Here is a 15,143-nt window from a genome sequence, read left to right on the forward strand (position 1 = left end):
GGAGGGGGGACGCCGGGGCGTCAGGTGAGCGGCGTCTCCAGGAGCGGAGCGCGGTTGAGGGCCCAGTCCATGGCGTAGTCGGCGACCTCCTGCCAGCCGTCCTGGCCGATCGTGAGGTGGGACCGGCCGGCGAACTCCTGGTAGTCGGTGAGCGCCACGGACTTCCGGTACAGGCGCGCGTTGGCCCGGTTCACCTTGGGCGGCACGATGTGGTCCGCACCGCCCGCGATGAACAGCAGCGGTGCGCGCCTGTCGTTGCGGAAGTCGACACGGGTGACCGCCCGCGGATTGAAGTTCGCGAAGGCGCCCTGGAACAGCACCCGGGCCGAACCGGGCACGTGGTAGCGGTCGTAGGCGGCCAGTGACTCCTGTTCGCTGAGGGTGTTGGCGAACGCGTAGTGGAACTGCCGGGGGGAAAGTCCCATCGCCTTGCCCTTGTTGGCCGGACTGCGCAGCACCGGCCAGGTGGAGCGAAGCGTGGACAGAGGCAGGGGGAGGACCCCCTTGACCGCCGCCGAGTCGATGGCCACGCCCGCGGCGCCCAGGCCGCGGTCGAGGAGGAGCTGGACGATGGTCCCGCCGAAGGAATGACCGATCAGGACGGCGGGCCGGTCCAGGTTCCGCACGATGGCCTCGTAGTGGTTCACCACCTCCTCCAGGCCGATGCCGGCCATGGAGGAGGGGTCCAGCCTCAAGTCCTCGACCTCCCCCTCCACTCCGGGCCAGGCCGGAGCCAGCACCCGGAACCCCTGGGCGGTGTAGTGCGCGACCCAGTGCTCCCAGCTGCGAGAAGTCACCCACAACCCGTGGATGAGCACCACCGCCGGGGCGTCGTGGGCATCGTTGAACGTCATGTCGACTCCAAGAGGGAGAACGTTCTGTCTACCTAGACACTAGGCATGCGCGGGAACCTGAGTCAAGGGAATCTGGTTTGATTCTCGAACTAACTCGTTGGGGACGGGTTCCTGAGCCGAAGCCGGCGTCCCGCTCCCATGGGCACCATGAACACGAAAGGAATCGCGGCATGTCCGATCTCCTGGACCACGCACTCGATGCTCACGGCGGTCTCGACCGCTGGCGCCGGGCTCGGTCGATTCACGTACAGGGCTCCGTGGGCGGGCTCCTGTGGGGCTCGCGCGGGCAGGAAGGGATCTTCGCCACCGCCGACTTCACCCTCGACGTCCGGCGCCAGCACCTCGTCTACCACGGCTTCACCGGGCCCGGGCTGCGCGGGGTGTTCACTCCCGGCAGGGTGTCGATCGAGGATCACGCACGCAACGTGCTCACGCAGCGCCGTTCCCCGCGAACGGCCTTCGCGGGACACGGCCCCGACTCGCCATGGGACCAGCTGCACGCCCTGTACTTCGGGGGCTATGCCATGTGGAACTACCTGACCGCACCCTTCCTGTTGACCATGCCCGGTGTGCAGGTGGAGGAGCTGGAGCCGCGGGAGGAGGCCGGTGAGAGATGGCGCCGGCTGCGCGCGGTGTTCCCCGAGGACATCGCCACGCACAGCAGGGAGCAGGTATTCCACTTCGACTCCGCCGGTCTCCTGCGCCGCCACGACTACGCCGCGGAGGTTCTCGGCGCTTCACCGGCCGCGCACTACAGCGACGCCCACAGGGAGGTCTCCGGTCTACTCTTCCCGACCCGCCGCTACGTCGTCCCGGTCCGCGAGGACGGCCGTTCCGTACCGACGCCGGTTCTCGTCACCATCGACCTGACGCAGATCACCGTCCACTGAATCAGGAGCCGGGGCTTCCAGGCCGCGAGGTTCAGGCGAGCCGTTGGGCCACGCAGCCCTCGCCGCTCGAAGCAGCCGCGGTCATGCCTGCTCGCGGCCGGAGACCCGGCCCCCGGCTCTCCGGCCCGGGGCGGACAAGACCTCGGTGATGCGGCGCATCAACTCTGATGCTCGTCGGCGCCGAACAGCGTGAGGGCGTTGTCAATGCCCTGCTCGAGGATGTCGCCTGCAAGCTGTGGGTCGGTCAGGGCCCGGGAGAGCTGCAGCGTCCCGACCATCATGGCGAAGACGGTGAGTGCCTTGATGCGTGCCGACGGCGGATCGTGCGGCGCCAAGCGGGCAGCGATGTTTTCGACGCTGGCCAGCATGCCGTCGGTGTATGCCTGCTTGGTGGCGTCCGTGCAGCGCCCGATCTCGTCGAGCAGGGCGGCGGAAGGGCAGCCGTCCTCACGGTTGTCACGCTGCTGCACGGACAGGTACTCACGCACAAGCTGCTCAAGTCCGGCGCGGCCAGGTGCCCGCGAGTGGAAGCTCTCACCCTGCTTGCCCAGCTGGTCGGCGACCGCGGCGGCAACCAGGTCGCCCTTGGATGCGAAGTGGCCGTAGAAGGCACCCGTGGTCAGCCCCGCGTCCGCCATGAGCGTTGACATCCCCGAACCGTCGAAGCCGTCCCGTTTGAAGCGGCGGCCGGCCGTCTCGATGATCCGCCGTCGCGTCGCCTGCTTGTGCTCTTTGCCGTACCGCACGGCACGCTCCTCTTCTCTCTCACGTAGGGTCCGGCTGCCGATTGATCCTGGGTTCGGCGCGGCACGGACACACTTGGGGACTAGCCGGGAGGCCCCGTCCGGTCTTCAGCGCTCCTCAGGGAACCCATCGCCGAACGTGGGCAGACCGCTGAGGGTTTGCTCACGGGCGGCCTCGTCCTGGAGCTCTCCCGGTGCTTCGGGGAGGGCGTTCCCCACGCGGGCGATGTCGACCGCCACCGAGGCGCCACGGCTGGTGATGACCGCAGCGGCGGCTGTGCTGCATGACGAACTCGTCATCGACGCGCATGGCTTGGGACGCGCGTCTGAGGAACAAGCTCCCCACTACTCGCTCGCGGACGGGCCGTGGGGTCCGCCGTGCCGGTGAAGTCGACACTCAGCCCGACAGCCCGGCGCAAGACACTGCCGCCCGTGCATCGCGCCGCAGCCGATGCGATGGACGGGAAGATCGCCCCCGGTCGGAAACTGCCGTCGCCTCGGAGGGAGGCGGACCTCAGGTGCCATGACTGACGTGCCCTCCAACTGATTGCCTCGGACAGGGGCAGGGGCCTTGCGGACGCATCCCGGCGGTGTCGGCCGTACCCAACCGTTCTGACTTTAGTCTGCCATAGCCAGCTGGACGGAGACTGCCGCTTGAACAAAGCGGCACGTCTCAGACCTAAGGGCTCTCACTCGTCACGTCAACGGCGCCCCGGTCCGCGACCGGCAAGGACAGCACCGTGCCTGCCGCGGGCCGCGGAGGCCGCCGAGGAGAGCCCAGCAGACCGGCCGCCGGCCGCGCGTACAGGCCTCCCGTCGAGGCGACGCGAGAGCAAGGTCCGCATATTTGACCTCCAGGTCCGAAATCCTGCTAAGGTCCCGCCATGGGAAGGCCCAAGGAGTTCGACCCGGACACGGCCGTCGAGCAGGCGATGCAGGTGTTCTGGCGTCAGGGATACGGCGCCACGACGCCTCAGTGCCTTGCCGACACCCTGGGCATCGGCAAGGGCAGTCTCTACAACGCCTTTGGCGGCAAGCGCCAGTTGTTCGACCTGGCGATGCGCCGCTACCTGGAGATCCAGGCCTCGACCGTGAAAGAACTCCTGGAGGACTCCGGTCCGGTGAAGGAGCGCCTACGCAGGGCGCTGCATGCCCTCGCCGAGACGGACCTCGCCGACCCCGGGCGCCGGGGCTGTCTCGCGATGAACAGTGCCGCCGAGTTCGGCGTCACGGATGAGTCCGTGACGACCCAGGTCCGGGGCATGCTCGACCGCACGGAGGATGCCTTCCAGGCCCTGCTGGAAGAAGGCCAGCGCGCGGGCGAGATCAGCACCGGGCGTGACGCGAAAGCGCTGGCCGGTCTGCTGCTCAACACGGTGACCGGCATGCGACTCATGGGCCGGGTCGAACCGGGGCCCGACCGGCTCGTCAGGGTGATCGACACCACCATCGACCTGCTCTGACCGCACTTCCGCGACGTGCGGCGGGGGCGGGGTGCGCCCATACCCATATTTTGTACCTAGAGTTCAAGAAAAGGATGTCTCATGGATCTGAAGCTCGCCTCCAAGACCGCCGTCGTCACCGGCGCCAGCCGCGGTATCGGACTGGCCACGGTCAAGGCACTCGTCGCCGAGGGCGTCCGGGTCGTCGGCGCCTCCCGCACGATCACCACTGAGCTGAAGGAGACGGGCGCCATCGGGGTGGCCGCCGACCTCTCCACCGCGGAGGGTGCGCACACCCTGATCGAGCAGGCGCTGGCCGAGCTGGGCGGAATCGATCTGCTCGTCAACAATGTCGGCGGCGGTGACGACCTGGCCGTCCAGGGCTTCCTCGACACCGGTGACGAGAAGTGGACGGCCATCCTCGACGTCAACCTGCTCAGCACGGTCCGAGTCACCCGGGCCGCCCTGCCCAGCCTCGTGGAGCGCAAGGGCGCCATCGTGAACGTGTCCACGGTCGCCGCCCGTCTGCCAGGCCTCGGCCCGGTGGCCTACGCCGCCGCCAAGGCCGCGGTCACCGCGCTCGGCAAGGCCCTCGCGGAGGAGTTCGGGCCGCAGGGCGTCCGCGTGAACACCCTCTCCCCCGGGTTCGTCCGCAGCTCCATCTACGACGGCCCGGAGAAGTTCGGCGGCCAGATCGCGGCGGCCTTCGGCATGGACATCCCCACCTTCCTCAAGCAGGCACCCGGGGCGCTGGGCATCACCACCGGCCGGTTCGTCGAGCCCGAGGAGATCGCGTCGGCCATCACCTTCCTCCTGTCCGACGCCGCGGCCAGCATCACGGGTGCCGACTACCTGGTCGACGGCGGCCAGCACAAGGCGGTCTGAGCGCCGCCGCTGCGGGCTGCCGACGCGTGGCCCCCGGACGTCCGGACTGCCTGAGACCGGCGCTTCCGCCAGGAGCGTACGATTGACTTGCAGTCAGTCATTCGGTCGTGCAGACAGGGCGCGACGACAAAAGGAGCGCCGATGGGAACCCCCGCCACCGCCAAGCGGAAACGGGTCGCCAAGCCGCCGGAGGAGCGCCGCAAGGACATCCTCGACGCCGCGGCCGAGGTGTTCGCCCGCAAGGGCATCGCCGACGCCCGGATCGAGGAGATCACGACCCTCGCCGAGGTCTCCAAAGGCACGTTCTACCTCTACTTCAAGACCAAGGACGAGGCGGCCGCGGCCCTGTGGGAGCGCCACATGGACAACTTCGCCGGCGTCGGCGAGAAGATCCTCGGCGATGCGGGCGTACCCCTGGCCAGGCGGCTCGTGGACGTCCTGGAATCGCTCTGCCGCTTCGCACTCGACCACGCCGACCTGCACCGGGTCCTGTACGACGGGGCGGGCGCCCAGGAGGTGCACGCGGCCGCCAACGAACGCCTGATCGGCATGATCGCGGCTGCCGCGCAGGAGGGCGTCAAGAGCGGCGACGTCATCTGCGAGCAGCCGGACATGATGGCCCGTGCCCTTTTCCACGGGTTCTGCGGAGCCGTCACGGACGCGATCACCGGCTACGCCCCCCTCTCCCACGAGGAAGTGGTGACGGCCTCGGGTCACATGACCCGTGCGGTGTTCGGACTCAAGGAAACCGGGCGCGGGTAACCGCCGGACCCGGCGCCAGGGACGTATGCGGCACCTCACCTGCGGGGTGGCCGGCAGCCAACTGCCGGCCACCCCGCAGGCGTTTGGCGCGCCCCGCGCCTGCCGGGCCGTCCGGTTTGGCCCACGGCCGGACGGCACGGTGACGCGCATCACAGCACGCTTTCCAGGGCCTGTGAATGACTGGCGGTCAGTCACTGTTAAGCTGACTTCACAACCTGCAAGTCAGCAGGCGTCGATGCCGCCTCTCGTGCGGCCTGTATCCCTGAGGTCACTCATGTCCAACGCGAAGTACCCCGCCCCGCCGTTCGACCGCGAGCTCAAGCCCGTCCTCGACGTCGTTCTGCAGTCGTTCAACTCGTCGCTGTACCCCGAGGACATCCCGGCGCTGCGGTCCGGCGGCTTCACCCCCGGCGTCGAGGAGCTCATCAAGGGCCGTCCGATCGAGCACTTCGAGCGCACGATTCCCGGCCCCGAGGGCGCTCCGGACCTGCTGGTCTCCGTCTTCCGCCGCACCGACCACGGCACTCCCGGTCCCGGCTTCTTCTTCACCCACGTCGGCGGCCTGATCTTCGGCGACCGCTTCGTCGGCATCGCTCCGCTCGTCGACTACGTCGAGCAGCTGGACGCCGTCGTCGTCACGGCGGAATACCGGCTGGCCCCGGAGAACCCGGCGCCCGCCCAGGTCGAGGACTCCTACGCCGCCCTGAAGTGGACCGCGGAGCACGCCGAGGAGCTCGGCTTCGACCCGGCCAAGCTGATCGCGGCCGGCATGAGCGCGGGCGCCGGCCTGGCGGCCGCGGTCGCGCTCAAGGCCCGGGACAACGACGGCCCCGCTCTCGCCGGGCAGCTGCTCACCTACCCGATGCTCGACGACCGCAACGACACGGTCTCCAGCCACCAGGTCGACGGCATCGGCGTCTGGGACCGCACCAGCAACTTCACCGGCTGGAACGCCGCCCTCGGGGACCGTCGCGGCACCGCCGACGTCTCCCCCTACGAGTCCCCGAGCCGGGCCACCGACCTCTCCAACCTGCCGCCCGCCTACCTCGAGGTCGGCAGCGTGGACCTTGTCCGTGACGAGAGCGCCGCGTACGCCTCGGCGATCTGGGCGGCCGGCGGTTCGGCCGAACTGCACGTCTGGGCGGGCGGTTTCCACCTCTACGAGCTCGTCGCCGCGGACACGGCCATCGCGGTCGCGTCCCGGGAGGCCCGCACCAACTGGGTGCGCCGCACGCTGGGCCTCTGAACGACGTCCTTGGCCCCTTGCCACGAGCGGAGGTGACGCGCAGGGCTCCAGCACGGCCGACCAGGGGTCGGACAACGTCCCTTCGTGAGCAGCGGGCACCAGGTATGCATGCACCTGCTGCTCCGGGACCGCGGCAGTGACAGGATCCGGGCGGGTGGCCGGGCTCGGCAGAGTCCGGCCACCCGCCCGGATTCCCCTTCTCCACGGAGGGCACCCTCGGGTGCCCCTGCGGACGACCGGCCTTGCGCGGACGGCCGGTGCGGCTCCGGACGGCTCAACATGAGACGTCGGCCGACTTGCCGGCGGCCCCGGCCGGCTTCGCGCCGCCGGCACTGCGAGTCTGCACGGGGAGCCAGACGATCAGCCCGCTGACCAGGCCGATTACGCCGAACACCCACCATATGTGCTAGAAGGTACGGACGGCCTGCGCCGGCCCGGGATTCCCGACGACGGCGACGAACAGGCTGATGCCGAGCACGGCGCCCAGTTGCCGGAAGCTCTGGCTCACCGCGGAACCGGTCCCGGACCGACCGGTGGTCGGGCAGCGACGCGACCGCGGCGCCGGCCTGGACGGGCAGCGTCAGACCGATGCCGGCACCGGTGAGCAGCACGGGGGGCAGCCAGTGCGCGGCCCAGTGGGGCGAGGCGTCGACTCCGGCCGCGAGAAGGGCGGCCCCCGCCATCCAGGTCACGCCGCCGAGCAGAAGAACGGGCCGGAATCCGATCCGCGCCGCCAGGCGGCTGGCCGAGCGGGCGATGAGCGCCACGAGCAGCGGACCGGGAGCGCCGGCCAGGGCGGCCCGCAGCACCGAGTATCCCCAGACTTGCTGCAGGAAGATGACGTTGCTCAGCAGCGTGCCGTAGAAGGACATGGAGAACAGCAGGATCGCGAGGTTCATCAGGCTGAACTGCCGGTCGCTGAACAGTGACAGGTCGATCACCGGGCGGGCCGCCGTCGCCGAGCGCCACAGCAGCAGCGGGGTCAGCACGGCGGCCGCCACGAAGGCGGCGATGACGACCCTCGAACTCCAGCCCCTGGTGGGCCCCTGGATGATGGCGTAGCTCAGCGCTGCGGGAACCGCGGCCACCAGCACCACGGCGACGGGATCGGGAAGTCCCTCGGCGTGCTGGTCGCGGGACTCGCGCAGGATCCGCGCACCGAACACGATCATGACCGCGCAGATCGGCGCGTTGACCAGGAAGATCCAGCGCCAGGACGCGTACTGCAGCAGCAACGCGCCGAGCGTCGGCCCGCAGGCCGCGGCGGCGGCACCCATGGCCCCCCAGGTGCCGACCGCGGCATGCCGCCGGGCGCCGGGGAACTCCGGCAGGAGGAGGGCCAGCGACGTGGGGACGACGAGGGCCGCGAACAGCGCCTGGAGTGCCCGGCCGGCGATGAGCACGCCGGGCGCTGGGGCGAGCCCGCACAGCGCGCTCATGAGGGCGAACCCGCCGAGACCGATCAGGAAGAGCTTCTTGCGTCCGTAGCGGTCCGCCAGGCGTCCGGCGGGGATGAGGATCGCCGCGAAGGCCAGGCTGTAGGCGTTGAGGACCCACGCCAGCTTGCTCGCGGTGGTGCCGAAGCTGTGGCTGATCGTCTCGAAGGCCACGTTGACGATCGCGGTGTCCAGGAAGACGACGACACGCCGAAGCTGCTGAGCGCGAGGATGCGCATCGGGCTGTGCCCCGGGGCCGGCTCGGGCTGCTGCGGCGGATCACCGTACCCGGGCAGCGAGATGGCGGGTTCCAGTACGGACGTGACATCCCCCTTGGTGTGAAGGTCACACCGACGTGGCGACGCTAGCAGTATTAGTTTGGAAAACAAACTAACTGGGCTGGGTAATGGCATGACGGAAGAAGCGTGGGCCGGCTCACCCGCCATGGCGGATCAGCCGCCGGGACCCCGGCACTGCTCCATGAAGGCGGCGCTCGGCCTCATCAGCGAACAGGACACTTCTGATCATCAGGGCTCGCCCGCGGTGTGCGCCGCTTCGAGCGGATCCCCAGCTTCACGCGGCCTCACGGGGCGTCCTCAGCGCCCGGCTCGCCAGGCTGGAGTCGGCGGACCTGATCGAACGGCGCCGCTACAGCCGGCGTCCGCCGCGCTTGGAGTACTTCCTCACGCAGGCCGGACGCGGGCTCTTGCCCCTTCTTCGCGGCGCTGCTGCTGTGGGCGAGAGATGGGCCGTGGACGAACCCACCACGGTGCTCGAGCACGCGTGCGGCCTGCAGATGCATTGGCAACTGGTGTGCGCCCACTGCGGACAGGAGACGAGCCTGCCGACGGTGCATGCCGTGCCCGTGGCCCGGGGGTGAGCCGGTGACAAAGGGCGGGGCGGATCCGACACCGGACATGGTCCTGCCGGAGCACCGACGGGGTGCACGCGGCATCAGGTCACGGTGGGCATGGGGCGGCGCACGAGGCAGAGCTGCGGAAGGGCTGGGGGGACGGCAGCAATACCCGCCGTCCAGGGCGGGGTGCTAGGAACTCACCGTGTTGTGCGGCGAATCGGACGTCCAGTCCAGAAGCAGACGGAGGGCGTCCGCGGAAGTACTGCCGGGCTCGGCGGAGTAGACGACCAGGGCCTGGCGCGGATTATCGACCACGCGCAACGCCTCGTAGGAGAGTCGCAGATCTCCCACGATCGGGTGGTGGAAATTCTTGGTGCCGGATGTCTTGTCCCGGACCCGGTGATCAGCCCACATGGTGCGGAATTCAGGACTCTTGACGGCCAGTTCGCCGATCACGGATGTCAGGAGGGGATCTCCTGGGTAACGTCCGGCCTCCAGGCGCAAATAGCCGGCGTTTTCCCGTGCGCACTCGTCCCAGTCCGCGTAGAGCCCTCTGGAACTGTGGTCGAGAAAGGTCATCTTCGCGATGTTGCGGTCGGCCGGTGCCCGGTTGCCGAAGTCGCCCAGGAGCGCGGCGGCCGCCCGGTTCCAGGCGAGTACTGTCATCGCGCGTCCCATCACCAGGGCGGGATGGCCCATGAGGGAGTCCAGCATGCTCCGCAGCGTCGACCGGACGGTCTGCTTCTGGTCCCGGTCCGTCAGTTGGCGGGGCCCGGAGCGAGGGGTGACGCCAGCGATTCGGTGCAGATGGCGGGTTTCCTCTTCGTCCAGGCGCAGGACGCCTGCAAGGGCGTCCAGGATCTCCGCCGAGACAGCCGAAACACGGCCCTGTTCCATTCGGGTGTAGTAGTCGACGCTGATCGCGGCGGCCATCGCGACTTCCTCGCGGCGCAGTCCTGCCACGCGCCGAAGTCCACCGTCGGTGGGCAGGCCGATGTCCTCAGGTGTGAGCCTGGACCGCCGGGACTTGAGGAAATCCTTGAGATCGGTGGGTGAACTCATGAATCGTTTCCGCCTCTTCTGGTGTTGTTCGCGCCCGGCCCTGCGTATATACCCAACTTGCTCTGGCGGGGCGGCGGTTCAGGTTTTTGTGGTTTCTTCTGCGGTCTGCGTCAGGGGGTGCGGGGAGGAAGAGAACAACGACAGAAAACAGCGGAATCTGTCGTCGTAATGCGATTCATCGCGGCATGGGCAGGTGTAACGCCGTCCGCACTGGCGGGCGTTGGTCGGACATGCCGGGAGATGATTGATCCTCAGTCCGTCACGGTGGTGGCGGAGGCGGCCTGGGCGGGCGCCTGTGCGACGGTGTCGGCCGTCTGCCCGCGAGGGGTCATGCCCAGAGCGCACAGCGCCGCGAGGAGTGCGGCACCCGACACGAGCCACCAGCCCTACGGGGAGGGACTGGGGGTGTTGCCGGCAGTAGCCGTCGTGAGAGTGGCGACCAGGGCCGCGACGCCGAGACTGTTGCCGATTTGGTGGCTCATGTTGACCATGGCCGAGCCCGTGGCGCCCTGGGCAGGGCTCAAGTCGGCCGTGGCGCAGGCGAGGATGGTCGGCATGGCGAGCCCTACCCCGGCTCCCGAGATGAGCATGCTGGGCAGCAGTCCGGCGGCGTAGTGGGGAGCTGTCCCGATCCGCAGTGCCAGCAGTACGGCGGCGAGCCCGTACAGCAGGCTGCCGACGGTGGCGATCACCCCGGCCGGCACCCGGCGCGTCGCGTACTGCGCGAGCGCGGCGAACAGCGGCACCATGAGCGGTCCCGGGGCGACGGCCAGTCCCGTCCGCAGGGCGCTGTAGTGCCACACCTGTTGCGTCCACAGGACGATGGCCAGCAGGTTGGCGCCAAAGGCGACGGAGAACAGCAGCGCCGTGGCGTTGGACCAGGCGAACGCCTTCACCCGGAGCAGGGCGGGCGGGATCAGTGGCGGCGCGTGGTGTGCCGTGCGGCGGGCGAACACGGCGGCTCCCGCGGCGGCCGCCAGAAGGCACCCCACGGTCGTTGGTGATGACCAGCCCCAGCCGGGGCCCTTGACGAGCGCCAGGCTGAGTGAAGCGATCGACGGCGCAAGGACAAGGCCCCCGAAGACGTCCGGGATCCGGCCCGTCCTGGCCCTGCGGACGTTGGGGAGGAAGCGGGCGCCGGCAACGAGTGCCACTGCACCCACGGGCACGTTGACCAGGAAGATCCACCGCCAGGACGACTGCACCAGCCCTCCGCCCAGCCCCGGACCGGCGGCCGCGGCCAGGGCTGCGGAAGCGGACCAGATCCGCACCGCCCTGGCGCGCCGCTCGGGAGCCGTGGCCGCAAGCAGCAGGCCCAGGCCGGCCGGGGTCAGTGCCGCCGCTCCCGCCGCCTGCAGGCCGCGGAAGACGACCAGGGCCCACAGCCCGGGGCTCGCCGCACACGCGGCGCTGGCCGAGGTGAACACCGTCAGGCCCAGCAGGAAGCCGCGCTTGCTGCCGTAGCGGTCGGCCAGGCTGCCCAGCGGCACCAGCAGCGCGGCGTAGACGATGGCATAGGCGTTCAGGATCCAGCTCATGTCCGCCAGCGAGGCGCCGGGGAAGTCATGGCCGATGTCGTCCAGAGCCACGTTCACGATGAACACGTCCAGGCCCGCCATGAAACCGGACGCACTCAGCGCGGTCAGCACGACGCCCGGCCGCCGCTGCGCACGGCCGGGTGCCGGCTCCACAGTCACCTGACTTGAGGATGCCATAGTCAGAGACCGTACCCACCTCTGCTGGCTATGTAAAATTGCAGTCAGAGGGAGGTGGTCATGGAATCGACGCACATGACTTTGGCGGGTGAACTGGCCGACCGGTCGCAGTGGACTGCCGAGGACTGCTCCATCGACGGAACCATGCGCGTTCTGGGCACCCGGTCGGCCATGTTGATCATGCGGGAGGCGCACTACGGGACGACCCGGTACGACGACTTCGTACGCCGTGTCGGCATCACGGAGGCCGTCGCCGCCACGCGCCTGCGGGAACTGGTGAGCGCAGGTCTCCTCGAGCGCCGCCCCTACCAGGAACCCGGGCAGCGCACCCGTCATGAATACGTCCTGACCCTGGCCGGCGTGGACCTGCAGCCGGTCCTCGTCGCGCTCATGCAATGGGGGGACCAGCACCTGCCCCGGCCTTCCGGGCCCCCGCTGACTCTGCACCACACGGACTGCGACGAGCCGGTGGCCGCGCGGCTGGTGTGCGCCGCGGGGCATGAGGTGAAGCCCGAGGAGGTCACGGTGCGGTCGGCCCGGCGTTAGGGCCTGCCGGGCTCTTTCCGGCCGGGCTGACGCGCATGGGCGACAGATCCGCTGCGCACGGCCGGGCAGGCCCCCAAACGGCACCGGCACTCATCGCGGCACGCGGCGGATCGCGAGAGCCGCCCGGGCGAAGGGGGAAGGCCGCCGTACCCGCGTCGGCGGCCCGGCCCTCACGCCTCGGCGACCACCTCGTCCAGCCGTCCTCGCATGTCCCACCCGGGCGCGAGCATTTCGTCGGTGAGATCGGCGTCGTCGACCTTCTCGCCGCAGGTGGCGCAGTGGCTCTCCAGCTCCAGCGGGTGATCGTGGTGGGTCAGGCGCAGCGGAGGATCTGTCACGGCCCACTTGTCGCCCCAGGCGAGCAGGGCCCGCAGGACGGGGCGAAGGTCCTCGCCGGCCTTGGTGAGGTAGTAGCCCTCGTGGCGGGCGCCCTCGCTGGCGGGGCGGCGTTCGAGGACCCCAGCCTCGACGAGGCCGCGCAGCCGCGCTGTCAGCCGGTCGCGCGGGGCGCCTGTGTTGCGGGCGATCTGGCTGAACTGGTGATTACCGAAGATCACTTCGCGAATCACCAGCATCGACCAGCGGTCGCCGATCAGTTGCACGGACGCCGCGATGGCGCACGGCCGGCCGGCCAGAGTCTGGGGATCACGTCGGACAACCATGCCCCCATACTGCCACGTATTTCGGTTTGAAGGCCAAACTGAAAGAAGGCGGGTCTGGATCTTCCGGCGGACTCTTCTCTTACGGATGGCTCTCAGGCATCGACGATTCGGCGACTGCCGGCGGTGCTGCGGAAGCGGGCGCGATACTCGGTCGGAGAGACGCCGAGGGTGTGCTGGAAAACCCGGCGCAGCGACTCCGAGGAACCAAACCCCGCCTGCTGTGCCACTTCCTCCACGGTGCCGTCGCCGTTCTCCAGGAGAGCCTGGGCGGCCTCGGTCCTGATGGATTCGACGTACTGCCCGGGCGACATGCCGATCTCGCTGCGGAAGAGCCGTGCCAGGTGCCGGACGCTGACACCGCCGACGGCTGCCAGTGAATCGAGGGTGTGCGCGGCCGAGGGGTCGCTGCCCACGTGGTCCATCACGCGTCGCACCGCCGAGTGCCGAGGCTGGCCGGGAACCATGCGGGCGCTGAACTGCGCCTGCCCGCCGGGTCTGGCCATGAAGACGACCAGTTGCCTGGCCACGCTGCGCGCCACCTCGGCCCCCCAGTCCTCCTCGACCAGGGACAGCGCAAGGTCGATACCCGCCGTCACCCCGGCCGAGGTGACGACGTGGCCGTCCCGGACGAACACGGGATCGCTTTTCACCCGCACTTCCGGAAAGGCGACCGCAAGGTCGGGCGCGAGCTCCCAGTGCGTCGCGGCACGCCGACCGTCCAGCAGGCCGGTCGCGGCCAGAACGAACGCTCCTCCGCACACGGAGGTCACGCGCGCGGCCCGGCCGGCCAGGTGCGTGACCGACTGCACCAGGTCCGTGTCGCCGACAGCGGCCCGCCAGTCCCGCCTCCCGGGCACCACCAGGGTGCCGATCCTGCCAGGGAGCGAGGAGAAGGCGCCGTGGACGCCGACCGCCAGTCCCGAGGAGGTGACGACGTCGGCACCGGTGGGCGAGACGACCCGCACGTCGTAGTGCGCACCGTAGCGATTGGCGGTCGTGAAGACCTCGACCGGGCCGGTGACGTCGAGAAGCTGCACCGCGTCGAAGGCGACGACGGCGACCGTGTGGCGGCGGTGGGACACCGGCGGACCTACTCCTTCCACGGGGAACCGAGGATCGTACGAACGAAGTCACCGCGCTGGAAGCCGGGAACGAAGTGCTCCAGCACGTCGGCCTTCACGTTGCCGAACGTCGTCTCCGGCTTGGGCCGGATACCGTCGGTGAATGCCTCAAGGATCCGGCGCTTGAAGTCGGGGCGAGGGTGCAGGGCCACGATCTCGGCCCGGTCCGCCTCCGGGATCGCACCGTACCCGATGCCCAGTACGTCGTACTCCACCCCGGCGGTGACCAGGGCCACCTCCGGCTCCATGAACTCCGGGATCCCGGGCGTGGTGTGCAGGGCGATCGCCGTCCAGACCCGGCGGATGCTGTCGTCCGCAACCCCGTGCGCCTGCAGGAACCGCTTCGCTTCCTCGGCGCTGTCCACTTCGAAGCGGCGGCCGCTGCTGTGGAAGGTGTCGTTCAGGCCCACGTCGTGGAACATGGCGCCGAGGTAGAGGAGCTCCGGGTCGAAGCTCAGATCGCGGTTGCGGCCCTGCAGGCTGCCGAAGAAGTACACCCGGCGGGAGTGGTGGTAGACGAGTTCGCTCGTGGTGTCCCGGATCAGCTCTGTCGCCTCCCGGACCAGCTTCGTGTCCGGCACGTCGACGTCGGCCGTCCCGCCGCTCTGAGTTCCCATGGTGTCCGCCTTCTCTGTGTGTGCGGTCGCCGTTCGCTCGGCGGCGCCTCCAGCCTGATGCCGGCGGTCCCTGCTACGCCATGGCGATCGGGACACCTATCCCACAGATGAGGACATGCCTTAGAGATGGCGGGTGCCGCGAACTCCGCCTGGGCTCCACCGTCATGGCCCGCCGACGGGCCGACTTCGCGCTCGCCTGGCTTCTCTGCCTGTGGGCTTGATCCGCTTTGGCGGACATCCGAGATCAGGGGTTCAGCCCCGGGAGGATGTCCATCATGGAGAGCATGGGGAAGAAGAAGCCTCGCC

Annotated in this window: 16 protein-coding genes and 1 pseudogene; 8 read left to right on the forward strand and 9 right to left on the reverse strand. The window is 69.6% G+C overall.

Annotated elements, in window-relative coordinates; translation table 11 throughout:
- Positions 1-20: 20 nt before the first annotated feature.
- On the reverse strand, positions 21-854 hold the full coding sequence (locus ACH45E_RS45125; RefSeq protein WP_361457420.1) for an alpha/beta fold hydrolase: 834 nt from the start codon (positions 852-854) through the stop codon (positions 21-23).
- Between the two features lie 170 nt (positions 855-1,024).
- On the opposite strand from ACH45E_RS45125, the gene ACH45E_RS45130 reads away from it, so the two are divergent.
- A complete protein-coding gene (locus tag ACH45E_RS45130; RefSeq protein WP_361457423.1) occupies positions 1,025-1,744 on the forward strand; it encodes a hypothetical protein in 720 nt (239 codons plus the stop codon).
- 158 nt (positions 1,745-1,902) lie between these two features.
- Here ACH45E_RS45130 and ACH45E_RS45135 read toward each other — a convergent pair whose 3' ends face one another.
- Entirely contained in the window at positions 1,903-2,490 is a 588-nt protein-coding gene (locus tag ACH45E_RS45135) for a TetR/AcrR family transcriptional regulator (protein WP_361457426.1), read from the reverse strand.
- Between the two features lie 881 nt (positions 2,491-3,371).
- Here ACH45E_RS45135 and ACH45E_RS45140 point away from each other — a divergent pair.
- The 4 genes from ACH45E_RS45140 (at position 3,372) to ACH45E_RS45155 (ending at position 6,822) form a co-directional block, all read left to right on the forward strand.
- On the forward strand, positions 3,372-3,950 hold the full coding sequence (locus tag ACH45E_RS45140) for a TetR/AcrR family transcriptional regulator (RefSeq protein ID WP_361457429.1): 579 nt from the start codon (positions 3,372-3,374) through the stop codon (positions 3,948-3,950).
- Positions 3,951-4,031: 81 nt separating this feature from the next.
- Positions 4,032-4,814, forward strand: coding sequence for an SDR family oxidoreductase (locus ACH45E_RS45145; protein WP_361457432.1), 783 nt, complete (start codon positions 4,032-4,034; stop codon positions 4,812-4,814).
- A gap of 141 nt (positions 4,815-4,955) precedes the next feature.
- Entirely contained in the window at positions 4,956-5,576 is a 621-nt protein-coding gene (locus ACH45E_RS45150; protein ID WP_361457435.1) for a TetR/AcrR family transcriptional regulator, read from the forward strand.
- 274 nt (positions 5,577-5,850) lie between these two features.
- The gene (locus ACH45E_RS45155; RefSeq protein ID WP_361457438.1) at positions 5,851-6,822 is read left to right on the forward strand and encodes an alpha/beta hydrolase fold domain-containing protein; all 972 of its coding nucleotides are present in this window, start codon (positions 5,851-5,853) and stop codon (positions 6,820-6,822) included.
- Here the strand turns inward: ACH45E_RS45155 and ACH45E_RS45160 are convergent.
- Positions 6,735-8,453 (reverse strand): MFS transporter, encoded by a 1,719-nt coding sequence (locus tag ACH45E_RS45160; RefSeq protein WP_361457465.1) that lies wholly within the window; start codon positions 8,451-8,453, stop codon positions 6,735-6,737. The genes ACH45E_RS45155 and ACH45E_RS45160 overlap by 88 nt on opposite strands.
- A 331-nt stretch (positions 8,454-8,784) precedes the next feature.
- On the opposite strand from ACH45E_RS45160, the pseudogene ACH45E_RS45165 reads away from it, so the two are divergent.
- A pseudogene (locus ACH45E_RS45165) lies at positions 8,785-8,997 on the forward strand (winged helix-turn-helix transcriptional regulator); the annotation flags it as partial.
- Between the two features lie 12 nt (positions 8,998-9,009).
- Positions 9,010-9,138, forward strand: a complete 129-nt coding sequence (locus tag ACH45E_RS45170; protein WP_361457441.1) for a hypothetical protein — start codon at positions 9,010-9,012, stop codon at positions 9,136-9,138.
- Between the two features lie 165 nt (positions 9,139-9,303).
- On the opposite strand, the gene ACH45E_RS45175 is transcribed toward ACH45E_RS45170, so the two are convergent.
- The 3 genes from ACH45E_RS45175 to ACH45E_RS45185 all read right to left on the reverse strand — a co-directional run bounded on the left by ACH45E_RS45175 (position 9,304) and on the right by ACH45E_RS45185 (position 11,873).
- Positions 9,304-10,077 (reverse strand): helix-turn-helix transcriptional regulator, encoded by a 774-nt coding sequence (locus ACH45E_RS45175; RefSeq protein WP_399042863.1) that lies wholly within the window; start codon positions 10,075-10,077, stop codon positions 9,304-9,306.
- Positions 10,078-10,427: 350 nt separating this feature from the next.
- On the reverse strand, positions 10,428-10,550 hold the full coding sequence (locus ACH45E_RS45180) for a hypothetical protein (RefSeq protein ID WP_361457447.1): 123 nt from the start codon (positions 10,548-10,550) through the stop codon (positions 10,428-10,430).
- A gap of 12 nt (positions 10,551-10,562) precedes the next feature.
- Positions 10,563-11,873: an MFS transporter gene (locus ACH45E_RS45185; RefSeq protein ID WP_361457450.1), complete on the reverse strand. Its 1,311-nt coding sequence runs from the start codon at positions 11,871-11,873 to the stop codon at positions 10,563-10,565.
- Positions 11,874-11,951: 78 nt separating this feature from the next.
- Between ACH45E_RS45185 and ACH45E_RS45190 the strand changes: the two genes are divergently transcribed.
- Positions 11,952-12,437: a helix-turn-helix domain-containing protein gene (locus ACH45E_RS45190; protein ID WP_361457453.1), complete on the forward strand. Its 486-nt coding sequence runs from the start codon at positions 11,952-11,954 to the stop codon at positions 12,435-12,437.
- Positions 12,438-12,607: 170 nt separating this feature from the next.
- Here ACH45E_RS45190 and ACH45E_RS45195 read toward each other — a convergent pair whose 3' ends face one another.
- The 3 genes from ACH45E_RS45195 to ACH45E_RS45205 form a co-directional block, all read right to left on the reverse strand.
- A complete protein-coding gene (locus tag ACH45E_RS45195) occupies positions 12,608-13,099 on the reverse strand; it encodes a helix-turn-helix domain-containing protein (RefSeq protein WP_361457456.1) in 492 nt (163 codons plus the stop codon).
- Positions 13,100-13,191: 92 nt separating this feature from the next.
- Positions 13,192-14,181 carry a GlxA family transcriptional regulator gene (locus tag ACH45E_RS45200; protein ID WP_361457459.1) on the reverse strand — a complete coding sequence of 330 codons (990 nt, stop codon included), beginning with the start codon at positions 14,179-14,181 and terminating at the stop codon, positions 13,192-13,194.
- A gap of 8 nt (positions 14,182-14,189) precedes the next feature.
- Complete coding sequence (locus ACH45E_RS45205; RefSeq protein ID WP_361457462.1) at positions 14,190-14,837, reverse strand: HD domain-containing protein; 648 nt, start codon at positions 14,835-14,837, stop codon at positions 14,190-14,192.
- Positions 14,838-15,143: the final 306 nt, after the last annotated feature.

It is taken from the genome of Streptomyces sp. NPDC020299 (assembly GCF_044387825.1).
Classification (GTDB): Bacteria; Actinomycetota; Actinomycetes; order Streptomycetales; family Streptomycetaceae; genus Streptomyces.